At 48.5% G+C, this 15,811-nt stretch carries 13 protein-coding genes; 8 read left to right on the plus strand and 5 right to left on the minus strand.

The genetic code is table 11. The features are described 5' to 3' along the window. Window positions 1-94 precede the first annotated feature (94 nt). From pcnB to J3999_RS08100, 6 genes are all read left to right on the plus strand, one after another. Window positions 95-1,540 carry a polynucleotide adenylyltransferase PcnB gene (gene pcnB / locus J3999_RS08075; protein ID WP_208127401.1) on the plus strand — a complete coding sequence of 482 codons (1,446 nt, stop codon included), beginning with the start codon at window positions 95-97 and terminating at the stop codon, window positions 1,538-1,540. A gap of 10 nt (window positions 1,541-1,550) precedes the next feature. Then, the gene (gene folK, locus J3999_RS08080) at window positions 1,551-2,030 is read left to right on the plus strand and encodes a 2-amino-4-hydroxy-6-hydroxymethyldihydropteridine diphosphokinase (protein ID WP_208127402.1); all 480 of its coding nucleotides are present in this window, start codon (window positions 1,551-1,553) and stop codon (window positions 2,028-2,030) included. A gap of 107 nt (window positions 2,031-2,137) precedes the next feature. Then, on the plus strand, window positions 2,138-2,932 hold the full coding sequence (gene panB, locus J3999_RS08085; RefSeq protein ID WP_208127403.1) for a 3-methyl-2-oxobutanoate hydroxymethyltransferase: 795 nt from the start codon (window positions 2,138-2,140) through the stop codon (window positions 2,930-2,932). Window positions 2,933-2,949: 17 nt separating this feature from the next. Next, window positions 2,950-3,807, plus strand: a complete 858-nt coding sequence (gene panC, locus J3999_RS08090) for a pantoate--beta-alanine ligase (protein ID WP_208127404.1) — start codon at window positions 2,950-2,952, stop codon at window positions 3,805-3,807. A gap of 82 nt (window positions 3,808-3,889) precedes the next feature. Next, the gene (locus J3999_RS08095; RefSeq protein WP_208127405.1) at window positions 3,890-4,672 is read left to right on the plus strand and encodes a motility protein A; all 783 of its coding nucleotides are present in this window, start codon (window positions 3,890-3,892) and stop codon (window positions 4,670-4,672) included. Further along, on the plus strand, window positions 4,665-5,429 hold the full coding sequence (locus J3999_RS08100) for a flagellar motor protein MotB (RefSeq protein ID WP_208127406.1): 765 nt from the start codon (window positions 4,665-4,667) through the stop codon (window positions 5,427-5,429). Before J3999_RS08095 ends, J3999_RS08100 begins: the two co-directional genes overlap by 8 nt. 31 nt (window positions 5,430-5,460) lie before the next feature. On the opposite strand, the gene panD is transcribed toward J3999_RS08100, so the two are convergent. The 4 genes from panD to J3999_RS08120 all read right to left on the minus strand — a co-directional run bounded on the left by panD (window position 5,461) and on the right by J3999_RS08120 (window position 10,676). Beyond that, the gene (gene panD, locus J3999_RS08105; protein ID WP_173285589.1) at window positions 5,461-5,853 is read right to left on the minus strand and encodes an aspartate 1-decarboxylase; all 393 of its coding nucleotides are present in this window, start codon (window positions 5,851-5,853) and stop codon (window positions 5,461-5,463) included. Between the two features lie 218 nt (window positions 5,854-6,071). Next, a complete protein-coding gene (gene ppc / locus J3999_RS08110; RefSeq protein WP_208127407.1) occupies window positions 6,072-8,858 on the minus strand; it encodes a phosphoenolpyruvate carboxylase in 2,787 nt (928 codons plus the stop codon). Between the two features lie 231 nt (window positions 8,859-9,089). Continuing rightward, window positions 9,090-9,623, minus strand: a complete 534-nt coding sequence (gene ppa, locus J3999_RS08115; RefSeq protein WP_208127408.1) for an inorganic diphosphatase — start codon at window positions 9,621-9,623, stop codon at window positions 9,090-9,092. A gap of 81 nt (window positions 9,624-9,704) precedes the next feature. Then, the gene (locus J3999_RS08120) at window positions 9,705-10,676 is read right to left on the minus strand and encodes a class 1 fructose-bisphosphatase (protein ID WP_208127409.1); all 972 of its coding nucleotides are present in this window, start codon (window positions 10,674-10,676) and stop codon (window positions 9,705-9,707) included. A gap of 317 nt (window positions 10,677-10,993) precedes the next feature. On the opposite strand from J3999_RS08120, the gene thiI reads away from it, so the two are divergent. Continuing rightward, window positions 10,994-12,427: a tRNA uracil 4-sulfurtransferase ThiI gene (gene thiI / locus J3999_RS08125; protein ID WP_208127410.1), complete on the plus strand. Its 1,434-nt coding sequence runs from the start codon at window positions 10,994-10,996 to the stop codon at window positions 12,425-12,427. A gap of 35 nt (window positions 12,428-12,462) precedes the next feature. On the opposite strand, the gene J3999_RS08130 is transcribed toward thiI, so the two are convergent. Then, window positions 12,463-14,148, minus strand: a complete 1,686-nt coding sequence (locus J3999_RS08130; protein WP_243755391.1) for a transglycosylase SLT domain-containing protein — start codon at window positions 14,146-14,148, stop codon at window positions 12,463-12,465. A gap of 166 nt (window positions 14,149-14,314) precedes the next feature. On the opposite strand from J3999_RS08130, the gene J3999_RS08135 reads away from it, so the two are divergent. Continuing rightward, window positions 14,315-15,733, plus strand: a complete 1,419-nt coding sequence (locus J3999_RS08135; RefSeq protein WP_208127411.1) for a dihydrolipoyl dehydrogenase — start codon at window positions 14,315-14,317, stop codon at window positions 15,731-15,733. Window positions 15,734-15,811: the final 78 nt, after the last annotated feature.

A 15,811-nucleotide genomic window follows, 5' to 3' on the forward strand; every position in this document is an offset into this window, starting at 1 on the left:
TTAAAGTTTCACCACTTATAAACTGAACCTAGTTTACAGTGCAATTAGTTTAGCGGTCAGCAGGCAGCGTTTCAGAGATATTAAATCACAATCTATGCAGAGTCTTATTCGAAAAATCAGTGCCTTTTTTACCGGCTCTAACGCCTCAAGTTCAGACGATCATTCTCCTCTCGTAATAACCAGAGACGAACATGATATTTCCCGTAGAGAGATCGACAAAGCCGCATTGGATGTACTCTATTCTCTTAAGCGCGCCGGTTACGATGCCTATTTGGTCGGTGGCTGTGTGCGTGACCTTCTACTTGGTCTGGAGCCGAAAGATTTCGATGTGGTTACCAGCGCCGAACCGGAACAGATTAAAAAAGTTTTTCATAAGCGCTGCCGTTTGATCGGGCGTCGTTTCCGTCTGGCGCATGTTCGCTTCGGCCGGGTTGTGATTGAAGTCGCAACTTTCCGTGGCCAGACTGCCAGTCAACCACGCGATAATAAATTTTTCGGGCGTAAAAAGTTTGCCCAGAAGCGTGAAGTCGATGAAAGCGGCAGATTGTTGCAGGACAATATCTACGGCACGATCGATGAAGACGCATGGCGCCGCGATTTTACCGTTAATGCGCTGTACTACAGCATTAATGATTTTTCTATTCTGGATTATACCCGTCAAGGGGTGCAGGATATCGACGACGGTGTTTTACGTCTGATCGGAGATCCGGAAACCCGTTACCGTGAAGATCCGGTTCGTTTGATTCGCGCCGTGCGTTTTGCCGCCAAGCTCGGTTTTCAGATTGAGCCGAAAACCGAGAAGCCGATTCCCGCTCTGGCGCATCTTCTTTTGGATGTTTCCAATGCCCGTATGTTCGAAGAAGTGCTGAAGCTGTTCCATAGCGGCGTGGCTTTGCAGGTATTCGAAAAACTGCGCCACTATCACCTGTTCGAGCACCTCTTTCCACAGACGGATGCGATTTTGAAACAGGAAGTGGAAGGTTTTCCGCGTATGCTGGTTATCGAGGCTTTAAAGAGTACGGATGCGCGAATCCGTAGTGGCAAATCGGTCAACCCGTCCTTTCTGTTTGCCGCGATGCTGTGGGAGCCGATGATTCAGAGAAAGCAGGAGTTGCTTGACGAAGGAATGGTGCATCAGAATGCACTGTTTGCCGCCGCGAACGAAGTTATTGAGAAGCAGATTACCAATACGGCTATTCCGAAGCGTTTTACTGCGCAGATCCGTGAGATCTGGGGATTGCAGTACCGTTTGCCGAAACGTAGCGGGGAGCGCGCTCAGGCGCTTCTTGAGCATCCGCGTTTCCGGGCAGCATACGATTTTCTGGGGATTCGCGTCGCTGCCGGAGAAACCGATCAGGAGCATCTATTCGAATGGTGGACGGAATATCAGGAAAAAACACCAGTTGAGAGAGTTGCCTTTGTTTCCAATTTAAAGCCGCAGCGCAAGCGTCGCCCGCGTCGGCGTAACCGGAATTTTTACCGCAAACGCAGCCAGAATGCCGACAAGGTACAAGGCGGAAATGAAGATACAAGCTCCTAAGGCGTGATTGATGGATCATCGTGTTTATCTCGGTCTGGGGGCGAATCTGGACCAACCTGCCGAACAGATTCGAGCGGCGCTACGCTCGCTGGATGGTCTGCCTCAAAGCCGGCTGGTAAAAAGCTCGGCGCTTTATACCTCGAGTCCTTTGGGGCCGCAAGACCAGCCGGATTATGTCAATGCGGTGTGCTTGCTGGAAACTCAGCTGGCGCCGGACGAATTGCTGCATCAGTTGCAAAGATTGGAGATCGAGCAGGGACGGGTCAAAAAACGCCACTGGGGTGAGCGAACGATCGATTTGGATATTCTGCTGTATGACGATTTGCAGTTACAAAGCGAGCATTTGCAGATTCCGCATTCGCAAATGCATCTGCGCGATTTCGTTCTCGTTCCGTTGGCGGAAATTGCGCCGGGCGTTGTTATTCCTGGGCTCGGCAAGGTAGAAGAGTTGATTTCGGACCTTCAGGACAGTTTTCTAAGAACGCTTTAGATTCCTGTTTTATTGCCTCGGTCAGTTTTCTTAAAGTCGCTTTTGCGGTAAATTATGCCCTCTCCATCCCCTTTTATTTTCGCTTCAAATCACCGTAGGTTAACACCATGTGCAAAAGCTTATCAGATCTGCAAAAAATGTATTCTCAGGGAGAAAAGATTGCATGCCTGACGGCATACGACGCTTCTCAGGCTCATTGGGCTGCGCAGTCCGGGGTTGATGTCATTCTGGTTGGCGATTCGCTTGGAATGGTCGTTCAAGGGCATAAAACAACTTTGCCGGTCACTATCGAGCAGATGGTCTACCACACGCAAATGGTGCAAAGAGCCAATCATTCCGCTTACTGTATTGCCGATCTTCCGTTTATGAGTGATGCCACGGTAGAGAGTGCCTTGTCCTCGGCCGCTCAGCTGATGAAGGAGGGTGGTGCAAATATGGTTAAGCTTGAAGGTGGAGCGCGGGCGCTTCCTGCCGTCAGAGCGCTTTCCGATATTGGGGTTCCGGTTTGCGGTCATTTAGGCCTGTTGCCTCAGTCGGTTGAAAAGTACGGTTACAAAGTCAGCGGCAAGGATGCGAAATCAGCGCAGAAACTGATGCAGGACGCCGCTGATCTGCAGAACGCCGGGGCGGATTTGCTGGTGCTGGAATGCGTGCCGGCGACTTTGGCGCAAGAGATTACCTTACAGCTTAAGATTCCGGTGATCGGTATCGGTTCCGGTGTGCATACATCGGGTCAAGTGCTGGTGTGGCATGACATTCTCGGAGTGACGCTGGGGAAGGCGCCGAAATTCAGTAAGAATTATCTGCAGCAAAACGCTTCGATTCAAGAAGCGATCGAGAGTTATGTTTCCGAGGTTAAGTCGCAGACGTTCCCTGCGCAAGAACATTTAATAGCCCCTTGATTCAAGAGAGAAACATCGTGAGAGTTGTTGAAACTTTAAGTAAACTGCGTGCCCAGATTAAAGAGTGGAAGCGCCAGGGTTTGACGGTCGGATTTGTACCGACAATGGGGAATCTGCACGCCGGTCATTTGAGTTTGATCGAATTGGCTAAACAGAAAGCGGATAAAGTCGTATGCAGCGTTTTTGTCAATCCTCTGCAGTTCGGGCCGGATGAAGACTTTGAATGCTATCCGCGAACTTTTGAGGATGATCGTCAGAAACTGGCCGAAGCACAGGCGGATCTGATGTTTTTCCCGAGTGTGCAAGAGGTTTATCCGCATGGTCAGGAGCGCCAGACGAAGGTGCTTGTTTCGCAAGCCTTAACCGGTTTATTGGAAGGAGCCAGTCGTCCCGGGCATTTTGACGGCGTTTCCACAGTGGTGCTGAAGTTGTTTAATATGGTTCAGCCGGACCTGGCTGTTTTCGGTCAAAAAGACTATCAGCAGTTAAAAGTGATTCAGGCGATGGTCGAGGATTTGGCTTTGCCGATTAAAATTGTTGCGGCGCCGATTGCGCGTAATGACGACGGACTGGCGTTAAGTTCGCGTAACCAATATCTGACCGATCATCAGCTGAAGGTCGCTCCGAAGCTTCAAGTGGCTTTGCTGGACGTCGCTCTGGCGCTGGAATCCGGTAATCGTAACTTTGCCGATCTGCGCAGTGCAGCAGAGGAGAGTATTCTGGCGGCCGGCTTTGATGCAGTCGACTATATTGAAATCCGTCATCCTGAGACGCTTCTTGAATCGAACGAACAGGATCAGGCGTTTGTTATTCTTGCCGTTGCAAGATTGGGGAGCACTCGTTTATTGGATAATATATTGCTTTCTCGTGGCTAGTATCCAAAATAATTTTCCATCCTAAATTTAAGGGCCCGGGTCGAGACTCGGGTTCCAACCATTATCGAGAGTCTTTCTTATTATGAGCTACTCCACTCTGATTGGTCTACTGGCCGGAATTACCATTGTTCTTGTTGCCATGTCCATGGGGGAAGGCGTTTCGCTCGGCGTCTTTTTTAATGTTCCCGGTATGATGATTGTTGTCGGAGGTACGGCCGCTGCGACCATGATTCGTTATTCTTTGGCCAATTCTTTCAGCGCGATCGGAATGTCTTTTGACGTTCTTAAGGTGAATAAAGAGAAAACCGATCTCAACGAGCTGGTTGATATTACCGAAGAGTTGATACGCTTGGTTCGCGCCAAAGGGACTTTGGCGATGGAAGATTACGAGGTAGGTAATCGTTTTTATCAAAACGGTGTGCGTATGCTGGTTGACGGTTATTCAGCCGAGCTGGTTGGTCAGAGTCTGCACGAACAGACCAAGTTATTGACCGATAAAGCGGAAACCAGTGCCGGTGTTTTTCGATCAATCGGTGAGGCGGCGCCGGCTTTCGGCATGATCGGTACACTGGTCGGACTGGTGCAGATGCTCTCTAATCTGGATGATCCTTCTTCGATTGGGCCGGCTATGGCGGTGGCGATGCTGACCACCTTGTATGGTGCGATGATTGCCAATCTTCTGGCGTTGCCGATTGCCGATAAGATCGAGTCCTGGGCGAAAAACGAAACCTACCGTCAGGCCATGATTATCGAGGCGGTCGGTAGTATCGCCCGCGGCCATAATCCTGCGGTCATGCGCGATCTTCTGGAGCCGTACCTTCAGGGAACGGTTAATCCTAAAGCGAAGGATGAGTCGGGTGAGTAATAAAAAAGGCGGCAGTCCGCAATGGATGGCGACTTTTGCCGACCTGATGTCACTGTTGATGGCGTTGTTTGTCCTTCTCTTTGCCATGTCTTCGGTGGATATTTCGAAATACGAAGCGATCGTTAAATCCTTTAATGAGACCCTCGGGCAGGGGAGTGAGTTGACACCGGAGCAGGAGACTTTTTTCCAGTCGGTGCAGAAAGAGATTGAGGCCGATCCTCTGGTCATAGAGGAACTTAAGCATAAACTGGCTTTAAACGAGATGGTCAATCGGGAAATGATGCAGCTCTATAAAGAGCTCAGTAACCGTTTTGCCGGTTCTGGCGAAGGAGCGATTTCCGTTGAGTATGATGAAGTCAGTAAGGAAGTAAAGCTGGTCTTTCCGGAGCAGATTGCTTTTGACCCCGGGAAGGCCGAGCTTAAGCCGCGCTTTATGGTTCTGTTGCGCAAGCTGCAATCTCTGCATAAATCCGATCTGATCGTGAAAGTTGTCGGGCATACCGACAGTCGTCCGGTTGTCGGCGGTCGTTTTTGTTCTAACTGGGAGCTTTCCAGCGCACGTGCATCATCGGTCATTACGCAATTGATCCGTGACGGCAGTATTGAACCGTCTCAAGGTATGGCGGTCGGGGTGGCGGATACTCAGCCTATTGATGTGCGTAATACGGAAGAGGCGTTTGCTAAAAACCGACGCGTAGAGGTCTTGGTTGCGAAAAGAAATCGCCCGACTTTACCGGTTTTGGGTGAGGACAGGTGAGTCCGGAGGATTCACCTGTTTACAGAAGAAATCAGCTTGCTTTTTCAGCCAATTGAACCGGAATGGCGTTCGATGTCCGTGTGACTTGATTGTTCTCGTCAAAATAAACCATCTGCGGTTTGAATTTATCGGCGTCTTTTTCGCTCATGGTCGCATAGGTTGCGATAATCAGTAGATCGCCCGGTGAAGCTTTGTGTGCGGCTGCACCGTTGACCGAAATGATACCGCTGTGTTCTTCGGCAAGAATGGCGTAGGTAGTAAAGCGCTCGCCATTGTTGACGTTGTATATCTGAATCTGTTCGTATTCACGAATGTTTGCCATCTTCATTAAATGGCCGTCAATCGCGCATGATCCCTCGTAGTCCAACTCGGAGTGTGTTGTGGTAACTCGATGCAGTTTGGATTTAAGTAAGGTAATTTGCATAGTTCTCTCGTTGTTACTTGAACTGAATAGATGTTAATGGCTTTTGGCCGAGTTAAATGGCAAATATAAGGCGATTATTATACTGGGTTTTTTCGAAGTATGGGATGACAATCCTGACATAATCTTCGACTGATTGTCAGTCAGCCTGTCCCAAAAAGCAAAAAACGCCGGGATTAATGTTTTAATCCCGGCGTTTTTATTTGCGATAGCGCTCGGTTTTAACCGGTGTTGCGCATACCGGCCGCAATAGCATTGATGCTATTTAGTAGCGGTGTCAGCCAGATATTGCGATCTTCATCGCTTAACGATTCGTCTTTATAGCGACGCAAAATCTCGATCTGGATATTGTTCAGAGGCACCAGATATGGATTGCGGCGTTTCAACGAAAGTGCGATGGTCGGATTGTCCGCCATCAGGTATTCGTTTTCGCTGATCTCCAGAATACGTTTACAGGCACGTGTATGCTCTGTGGCGATCTGGTTGTAGATATTTTGCGCAATTTCCTGATCGCTGCCGAGTTTGCTGTATTCCTTACCGATCACCAGGTTGGTTTTTGACAGAGCCATCTGGATATTGCTCATTTGAGCGCGGAAGAAAGGCCACTCTTTATACATGGCTTTGAGCTCTTCTTCGCCGTGCTGGTTGATCCATTGGTCGATAGCAAACCCGGTTCCCTGCCAGGCCGGGAAGGTCAGACGGGCCTGAGCCCATCCGAAAATCCAAGGAATGGCGCGAATCGAAGATTTCGACAGATTGCCTTTTTTACGGTGTGACGGGCGGGAACCGATATTCAGAAGACCGATTTCGGTAACCGGAGTAGCCTCGTAGAAGAACGTGAAGAAACCGTCGGTATGATCGGTCAGTTCACGGTAGCAGGCTTCCCCATCTTTAGCTAGCTGCTGCATGATATCCAGATACTTGCTGTTGTCCGCAGTGACCGGTTTAACCAGGTTCTGACTGGCTTTCATCAATCCCGTTACGCCCAGCGATAGTTCGTACATAGCGGTTTCAGCATTGCTGTATTTGTACGATAGAACTTCACCTTGTTCGGTGAATTTAATCGAACCGCGTACGGTTCCTGTCGGCTGTGACAGGATTGCGTGGTGCGTCGGGCCGCCTCCACGAGCCAGAGTTCCGCCTCGTCCGTGGAATAGACGGCAATCGATACCATTGGCGTCGGCCAGCTTCATAATCTGCTGCTGCGCCTGGTACAGGCTCCAGGCCGAAGACAGGTTTCCGCCGTCTTTCGCCGAATCTGAGTAACCAAGCATGATTTCCTGCTGATTGCCGGATGCTGCCAGCAGTTCTTTGTAGGTGTTGTTGTCGAACAGCGCTTTAGTGACCGGAACAATGTGCTCAAGGTCGACAATGGTTTCAAATAGCGGGCTGATACGGATGTCGCAATAAGCTTGGCCTGCGTTATAACCTGCCAGGCCAGCCTGGTGCGCCAGGAACAAGACTTCCATGACGTGACTTGCTTCATGTGTCATGGAGATAACATAGTTGTTGAACGCTTTCGGACTGATTTCCTGACGCATTTGGCGCATGACGTTGAAGACTTCAAGTACTTCTCTGGTCATTTCTTGCAGGTCAAGATGCTGAGTATCGATAACGGTTGCCGAAGCGACATGGTTTGCCAGAACTTCAATTCGTTCTTCTTCGTTAAGAGCGTTGTAGTCGATGTTCAGATGCTGCAGCAGATCAGAAACCGCTTCGGTATGTACCGTGGATTCCTGACGGATATCCAGACGCATCAGGTAGAAACCGAAGGTTTTAACCAGGCGAATAAGGTCAAGCAGTTCGGCTTCGGCAACGTTTTTATCGCCGTGACCGCACAATGAATCGAAGATGATTTGCAGGTCGTTCAGGAAGTCGTCTTCGGAGTCATAGGCAAACGGACTCTTATCGAAAGGTTCGCCGTTAAGCTGCGCTTCGATGTGTTCCAGGTTGTGTTTCAGTTTTCCGTGAATCAGGTATAGGAAACGACGATAAGGTTCGTCTCTGAAACGTTCCGGACGGCTGTTGAAAACCGATTTGATCAGGTCGGTGTCGACGATCGCGGCGCGGTTAACAACCTCCTGCGAGATATGGCACAGGTGTTTTGAATGCGTCAGTTTTGAGCTCAGGTCAAAAACGCGTTTTTGGTATTCGTACATCACCGCGCGGCTCTGTAGCAGCAGGGCGTGAATTGTCGTATCGTGCGTAACGAACGGGTTACCGTCGCGGTCACCACCGATCCAAGAACCGAAGGTCAGGAAATTAGGTGTTTCGATTTTGTCGTCAGGGTAATGCTTGGCCAGAGCGCGGTCCATATAACGATAAACATTTGGAACCGCATCAAACAGCGATTGACGGAAATAGTAGATACCGTTACGGATTTCGTCTTCTACAGTCGGCTTCTGGCGACGAACTTCGTCGGTCTGCCAAAGTACCTGGATTTGCGATTCAAGCTGTTGATGTAGCGTGTCAATTACGTAGCCGTTGTTGTAGTTTTCAGCTTCGTTAAGCGCGCTGATATCAAGGAAAATGCGGCGCAGATTATCCATAACGGAGCGACGCTTGGATTCTGTTGGGTGCGCAGTGAAAACCGGGATGTAGTTCAGTTTGCTAAGCAGTGTTTGTACTTGGCTGCCGCTTAATCCCTGTTCCTTGAATTCTTCAATGGTGTTCAGTACCGAACCAGGCCAAAGAGGGCCGTCAGATCTAAGCTGGCTTTGGCGTTCATGGTATTGATGCTCTTCTTCAGCCAGATTAACCAAACTGAAGTACACATTGAATGCACGAATAATAAGATTGAGCTGTTCTGAGGTTTGAGATTGGATGAATGTCGTGAGTTCTTGACGAAGATTTGGGTCGTCTTCTTTTTGAAGCTGGATGTAGCCTTTGCGTAATTTTTCTACCGCGTTGTAAGTTTCCTTGCCTACTTGATTCTCAATGACTTTACCAAGAATATTCCCAAGAAGCTTCACTCGCGCTCGTAGCTGTTTGTCACGATTTTCTGCCATATGTCTTCTCAATTTATTCAAAACAAAATTAGCGAATATTATAGCAGAATTTTTTTATGATTGCCTTGATGCACAATTAATTGCCTTGAAAATCAGTTTATTAACTGAGAAGGGATGCAGTCGTTGTCGGGCGGGGGTAAAAATAGACGAAGTCTGTGGGAGGGAGAGGTTGGTTTTCAATCAAAAATGCCGGAATATTTCCGGCATTTCTTGCAGCCTAAAACGGGAAACTTACGCTTTTTTCGCGTTGTAAGTTTCTACTCCGTTCAGGATTTCCTGGCGGGCAGCATCAACGTCGCCCCAGCCTTCAACCTTGACCCATTTTCCTGGTTCCAGGGCTTTATAGTGGCTGAAGAAGTGTTCGATCTGTTCCTTCAGTAGCGGAATGTCTTCAACTTTTTCGATATTAGAGTAGATCGGAGAAAGTTTGTCGACCGGTACGGCGACAACTTTGGCATCTTCACCGCCGTCATCGGTCATTTTGAAAATGCCGATTGGACGACAGCGGATAACCGAACCGATCATAAGCGGGTGCGGAGTGACAACCAGAACGTCAACCGGATCACCGTCATCGGAAAGGGTGTCGTTGATGTAACCGTAGTTTGCCGGGTAAGAAAGGGTGGAGCCTTGAAGACGGTCAACCCAGACTAGATCGGTATCTTTGTCCACTTCGTATTTGATCGGTGGAGCGAAAGCAGGGATTTCAATGATTACGTTAACGTCGTTAGGGACGTCTTTACCGGCAGGAACTGCTGCATAACCCATAGTGTAACTTCCTTAAATTAAGTGTTTTAACGTAAAACACCCGCATTGAGCGGGTGTTAGTCGAATCATACGAAAATTCGATTATTTCTTGTGGTAACCAACAACCTTAGCTACTTCGTTCTTAGAACCAAGAACAACAGGAACGCGGTCGTGAATACCTTCAGGCTGAACATCCATGATGTCCATACGACCTGTTGAAGATGCACCACCGGCCTGTTCAACGATCATAGACATAGGGTTTCCTTCGTACATTAGACGAAGTTTACCTGCTTTAGACGGATCACGGTTATCCCAAGGGTACATGAAGATACCGCCACGCATAAGGATACGGTGTACTTCGGCAACCATAGATGCAACCCAACGCATGTTGTAGCGCTTGCCTAGAGGACCTTCTTCACCTTTAAGGCAGTCATCGATGTACTGCTTCATTTCTGGTTCCCAGAAACGCTGGTTAGACATGTTGATTGCGAATTCCGCAGTATCTTCAGGGATCTGGATGCCTGACTTGGTAAGAACGAACTCACCAACAGTCGTGTCTAGAGTGAAGATGTTAACGCCGTTACCGGTTGTCATAACAAGTAGTGCAGAAGGTCCGTATAGAACGTAACCGGCAGCAACTTGTTTGCGACCGTTCTGTAGGAAAACTTCTTGCTGGTCGCCGGAACGATCGTCTTGTGCTTCAAGAATAGAGAAGATGGTACCAACAGAAAGGTTTACGTCGATGTTTGAAGAACCGTCTAGCGGATCGAAAGTTACCAGGTATTTACCTTGTGCAGAACCTGCAACAGTGTAGTCTTCTTCTTCAGAACCGATTCCGCGAACGAAAGGGTTGGAAACAAGCATATCTTTAAGCAGGTCGTTAGAGATAACGTCTAGTTTCTTTTGAGTTTCACCTTGAACGTTTTCATCTTCGGTTGCGCCCAGAATACCAGCCAGTTCACCTTGACGTAGCTTGTATGCGATATCTTTACACGCAACAATTACATCATTGATAACCAGTTCTAATTCCGCTGGAACTTTGTCCGCAGCCAATACTTGATCAAGTCTTTTCATCGAGTTTCTCGCTGTTTAAATTGAAATTACAAATTCCGCTAATCATACCATGCCGGCCGAAAAATTCGCAAACCTTTTACCTGTTGTTACTGTGCTTACGTATTTGCAACCCTTGTTGTAACAGGGTTGTGAACGCCTTCTCAGACGCGGCGCACAGGATAGGGTAAAATAGCGAAATTGTTTTAATTTGGCGGTTCTTAGTCCTTTGTTTATAAAGATCTGTCGTCGGGTTTGAGAGATCCTTCGATAAGAGTCGATATGTTCTTGTGACGCCTGATTGTGTCGCCTTTTCAAAAAAGTAGTATTGAGTTAATTTGATGAAATTTATTGTTAAGTTTTTCCCGGAAATTATGGTCAAGGGCGCGCCGGTTAAAAAGCGTATGATTATGATGTTGACCGATAATTTAAAGCGTTTGCTGGGACGCATTGAAGGCGAAAGTCGGGTACGCCGTTTTCACGATAAGATCGAGGTGTATTGCGATAGTGAAATGCACCTGGCGGTACGCAGTCTGTTGCAACGTACACCGGGAGTTCAGCAGTTTTGGGAAGTTGAGGCTTTTGAAACCGGCGACGACCTGGATTTAATCGCCGATAAGGCGGTTGAGTTTTTTGCCGATAAAATTCGCGGTAAGCGTTTTGTGGTTCGCGTAAAGCGTGCCGGTAATCATGCGGTTAACTCGAATGAGATCGAGCGTTATGTAGGTAGTCGTCTGTTTCAGCTTGGCGAGAGTGCCGGTGTCGATCTGAAAAATGCCGATGTGACGGTGAAGCTCGATCTGCACGATAAAATTCTAAATGTGGTAACCGGTCGTTTTGACGGACTTGGCGGTTTCCCAATGGGGGGGCAGGGTGAAGTTCTTTCACTGATGTCCGGCGGTTTTGATTCAACCGTTGCCAGCTACTTAACCATGAAGCGAGGTCTTAAGACGCACTTTATCTTCTTTAATCTTGGCGGTGCTGCGCACGAGATCGGTGTAAAGCAAGTGGCGCTTTATCTGTGGAATAAATTTGGCGCATCGCATCGTGTGAAATTTGTTTCAGTGCCTTTTGACGGTGTCGTGGACGAGATTTTCCGTGCTTCGCATGAAAGTTATATGGGCGTGATGCTCAAGCGTCTGATGATCAAGGCTGCTGAACAGGTAGCGCACAATATGGGGATCGATGCGTTGGTCACCGGAGAAAGCGTCGCTCAAGTCAGTAGTCAGACGCTACGAAACTTGGCAATTATCGATGAAGCGAGCAATAAGCTGGTATTGCGCCCTCTTGCGGTGATGGATAAACCGGAAATTATGGCTATTGCCGATAAGATCGGAACCCGTGAATTTGCCGAGTCGATGCCGGAGTATTGTGGAGTGATTTCTCGCAACCCGGTCACCAGCGGTTCATTCGAACGCGCCAAGCGCGAAGAGAGTCATTTCGATTTGGCGGTTTTGGATAAAGCGGTTGAGGATGCTCAGTATTTGAATGTCGATCAGATTATTGAAGATGTCAATCAGACGCAGGCAGTAGAAGTGTTGAATGAGGTCGGCGATGCAGTGCTGATTGATATTCGCCGTGACGAAGAGCGTAAGGCACGACCGCTTGGGCTTGAGCATATTACGATGCCGTTTAATGTGCTGGGGCGTGAGTTCAAGAGTCTGGATCAGGATAAGCAGTATCTGTTGTATTGCGATAAAGGGGTGATGAGCCAGCTGCATGCCCAATATCTGCGGGACGAAGGTTTTGAAAATGTACGTGTCTACCGCCCGTAGCGTTAATGATCCGGTGAAACCTCAAGCGTGCGCGGTTAATTTTTAGGTCCTATGGCCGGCGCAGGCTGCTTTGATGTCGCGGGCGTGATATCTTCATTGTCCTCATTCAGCTCCTGCTCATCACCGGTTTCGTCGAATGGTGAATAATCCAGTCGCAAATCATCATCAACCGGGCCCGGGAAATTACTGTTTTCCGGGTTTAATTCATTCAGGTGTTGCTGTTTTAACAACCGCTTCTCTTTTTCCAGCTGGGTCGCCAGTTTGAGTGCCTCTTTCGTTTTTTGAATAAAAGTGACGTAGTTGACGGTTTCCAGTCCGATTTCATTTCGCGCGATAGTTTCAACATTGTAGAACCATTTGTAAGGGTCAAGCCCTTTTCTTTTGGCAATCCGTTGCAGCTGGCGAACTCGTCCTGGGCCGGCGTTATAAGCGGCAAGCGAGAAGTTGATGACGTCCTCGGGAGCGTATTCCGGTTTGTCGAAGTAATAGTCGCGTAAGGATGCCAGATAGCGAATCCCCGCATGGATGTTGTTCTCCATGTCGGTTTTAATGTTGGCTATGCGTACGTGTTTGGAGTTGGCGGTACTGGGTTTTATCTGCATAACACCGTAAGCACCGCGCCGGCTGACCAGATTCTGATCGAATTTGGACTCTTTATACGCCTGGGCGGCGATCAGGTACCAGTCGAAGTCGTAAAATTGAGCGTATTTTTCAAAGTAATACTGTAAACAAGGGGTTTTATCCAGTGCGGTAAAATCCAACGGGTGTTGAATCCAGGCCGTGTTTTCGAAGTATCGACGGTACAGGACGTTGCCCAGATAACGGCCTTGGCGAGCATAATTCTCAATGAAATCGTTCAGCGAGGCTTTGAATTTAGGCAGGCCTTTATTGATTGCCCAAGCGATTTCTCCGCCGTTACGGAGGATGAAATCGTCATGCACGATAATGTTTTTATAAGCCGAACTGTAAATGTTGGCAATGTGGCTGTCGACAATCGTGTAGTGGAATAGACCGGCGTTGACCATTTCCAGAATGTCTTCGGCTTCGAGCAGTTCGTTGGCTTGAATAATCTCCATACTTTCCAGCCCGAGTCCGCCCAAAGCCAGATTGATCTGTTGCAGTTGCACGATGTAGCTGCTGTTGGCAACGACGATAATCTGTTCGCCGGCCAGCTCTTCAATGCGGGTTATCGGCTTGGCACCCTTGAAGGAAACCAGAATTTCGTTGACGTTTTTGATATAGGGGGCTGTGAAGTCGACCAGCTGTTTCCGTTCCGGCGTAATGGTTAGGCCGGATGCGACAATGTCGCCTTCGCCGAGTGTCAGGGCATTAATCAATTGGTTGAAAGGCCGGGTCAGGAAAACCAGGTGGGTTTTGAAGCGTTCTTTTCGCGGTCCGCGGTTAAGGTATTTTTCATACGCGGTCATCAATTCATATTCGATTCCGCGCGGGCCTTTGTCGGTATGGAAAAAGTTGGTTCGATTGTAACTGACCAGGACACGTAATATCCGGCGTTTGCGAATCTCTTCAAGGTCGCCGATAAACTGGCTGTTGATGCGTTGGTTGATTGAATCGCCGGTACGAGTTTTATCCGACAGAATCGCTTCCTGCGAGGCTGCCGACGGGCTGAGGGCGATGCCGCAGGCACTGGAACAGAGTACACTGAAGACAAGCAATGCTCTGTGCAGAGGCCTTTTGGTCGGTAAGCGGATTCCTGCCATATACCTGAATACAATCCTTGTGAGTCCAGCCCCTATTTTAGTCATTCAAAATCGCTTTGCGCTGTTTTTTTGATTTCAGATGAATACTTGTGCTGCTTCAACTTTTCAATATGAATTTTAACTAATATAAGAGAGTACTGTTTGCTTGTGTGTATTGGAGAAAATTATGCGAAAGGTGAAATACGCGATTATCGGCGCGGGAACTTCCGGTTTGACGGCACTCTCTTATTTAAAGAAACGCAACGAAGATTTTGTCATGATTCAAGGCGGTCCTTACGGAACAACCTGCGCCCGCGTTGGTTGTATGCCTTCGAAAGCTCTGATTCATACGGCGAATCATTATCACCAGCGTCATCATATGGCGGAAATCGGCATTGAGAATGCTGAACAGCAGGAAGTCGATCTGGTTAAGGTCATGCAAAGAGTACGTGCTTTGCGTGATCGTTTTACCGGCGGTGTGAAATCCGGCTCGACGGATATGCTTGCCCCGGAGCAGTTGATTGAGGGTTACGCAGAATTTGTGGCGCCGAATCAGCTTAAAGTGAATGGCGAAGTGATTGAAGCGGAGCGCATTATTATCGCTAACGGTTCTCGTCCGGTTGTGCCGGCGCCGTGGAAAGAACTGGGCGATAAGCTTATGACCAGTGATGAGATTTTTGAGCTCGAAACGCTTCCAAAACGGATTGCGGTGATTGGTCTTGGTGTTATCGGGTTGGAGTTGGGGCAGGCGCTGGCTCGTCTCGGTATCGAGGTGGTCGGTGTCGAGATGCTCAATACTTTGGGCGGATTGAGTGTGCCTGAGGTAGTGGAAGAAGCGGTTGCCGAGTTTTCCAAAGAGTTTCCGGTTCATTTGGGTGTTGCCGCGAACTTGCGTTTAAACCCGGATAATCCGGAGGAAGTCGAAGTACAGATCGGCGAGGAAAAAGTGTATGTCGATGCGGTTTTCGCGTCGCTTGGCCGCCGTCCGAATATCGATAATTTGAATCTGGCGGCAGCGGGTGTCGAGCTGGATGAACGTGGCATGCCGAATTTCGATCTGCATACTTCGCAGATCGAAGACAAGCCGATTTTTATTGCCGGAGATGTCAACGGTTATCGTCAAATTTTGCATGAAGCCGGAGATGAAGGACGTATGGCAGTGCTGAATGCCGTTTCATATCCGCAGATTTCGGCCTATGCGCGTAAAACCAGTTTAGGGGTGGCTTTTACCGATCCACAAATCGGACTGGTTGGTCAGCGTTATTCGGAACTCGATGCGGATAAAATCGAGACGGTAACCTTTAAATTGAACTGTGCTAACGGCCGAGCGATTGTCATTGGGCAAGATAAGGGGGCGATTTCGCTGTTTGCGGATAAGGAAAGCAAGCAGTTGTTGGGTGCAGAGTTATTTTTGTTTGAAGGTGAGCACATGGCGCACCTTCTGGCGTGGATGATTGAGCAGAAGTTGACTGTTTTGGATCTGTTGAGAATGCCTTTCTATCACCCGGTTTTGGAAGAGGCTCTTCAGTCGGCATTAAGACAGTTGGCGCATAAACTTTATCCGCAAGACACTGATTGGATGGAGGCCGAGTTGTCAGCGTTATAGGGTTAAACGTTTCTTGTTCAAGAAAAATGATGCATATTTTGAGAGGGCGGCTGTGCGTAAACGCAGCGGCCTTTTTTT

Source organism: Thiomicrorhabdus sp. 6S3-12 (assembly GCF_017571475.1).
In the GTDB taxonomy this organism is placed as follows: domain Bacteria; phylum Pseudomonadota; class Gammaproteobacteria; order Thiomicrospirales; family Thiomicrospiraceae; genus Thiomicrorhabdus.

Excerpts from the sequence above, each read along its gene's own strand:
- J3999_RS08120 (WP_208127409.1), bottom strand. The coding sequence starts at position 10,676 with ATGAAAAGACTTGATCAAGTATTGGCTGCGGACAAAGTTCCAGCGGAA.
- J3999_RS08135 (WP_208127411.1), top strand. The coding sequence starts at position 14,315 with ATGCGAAAGGTGAAATACGCGATTATCGGCGCGGGAACTTCCGGTTTG.
- ppa (WP_208127408.1), bottom strand. The coding sequence starts at position 9,623 with ATGGGTTATGCAGCAGTTCCTGCCGGTAAAGACGTCCCTAACGACGTT.
- panD (WP_173285589.1), bottom strand. The coding sequence starts at position 5,853 with ATGCAAATTACCTTACTTAAATCCAAACTGCATCGAGTTACCACAACA.
- J3999_RS08095 (WP_208127405.1), top strand. The coding sequence starts at position 3,890 with ATGAGCTACTCCACTCTGATTGGTCTACTGGCCGGAATTACCATTGTT.
- pcnB (WP_208127401.1), top strand. The coding sequence starts at position 95 with ATGCAGAGTCTTATTCGAAAAATCAGTGCCTTTTTTACCGGCTCTAAC.
- thiI (WP_208127410.1), top strand. The coding sequence starts at position 10,994 with ATGAAATTTATTGTTAAGTTTTTCCCGGAAATTATGGTCAAGGGCGCG.
- folK (WP_208127402.1), top strand. The coding sequence starts at position 1,551 with ATGGATCATCGTGTTTATCTCGGTCTGGGGGCGAATCTGGACCAACCT.
- J3999_RS08130 (WP_243755391.1), bottom strand. The coding sequence starts at position 14,148 with ATGGCAGGAATCCGCTTACCGACCAAAAGGCCTCTGCACAGAGCATTG.
- ppc (WP_208127407.1), bottom strand. The coding sequence starts at position 8,858 with ATGGCAGAAAATCGTGACAAACAGCTACGAGCGCGAGTGAAGCTTCTT.
- panB (WP_208127403.1), top strand. The coding sequence starts at position 2,138 with ATGTGCAAAAGCTTATCAGATCTGCAAAAAATGTATTCTCAGGGAGAA.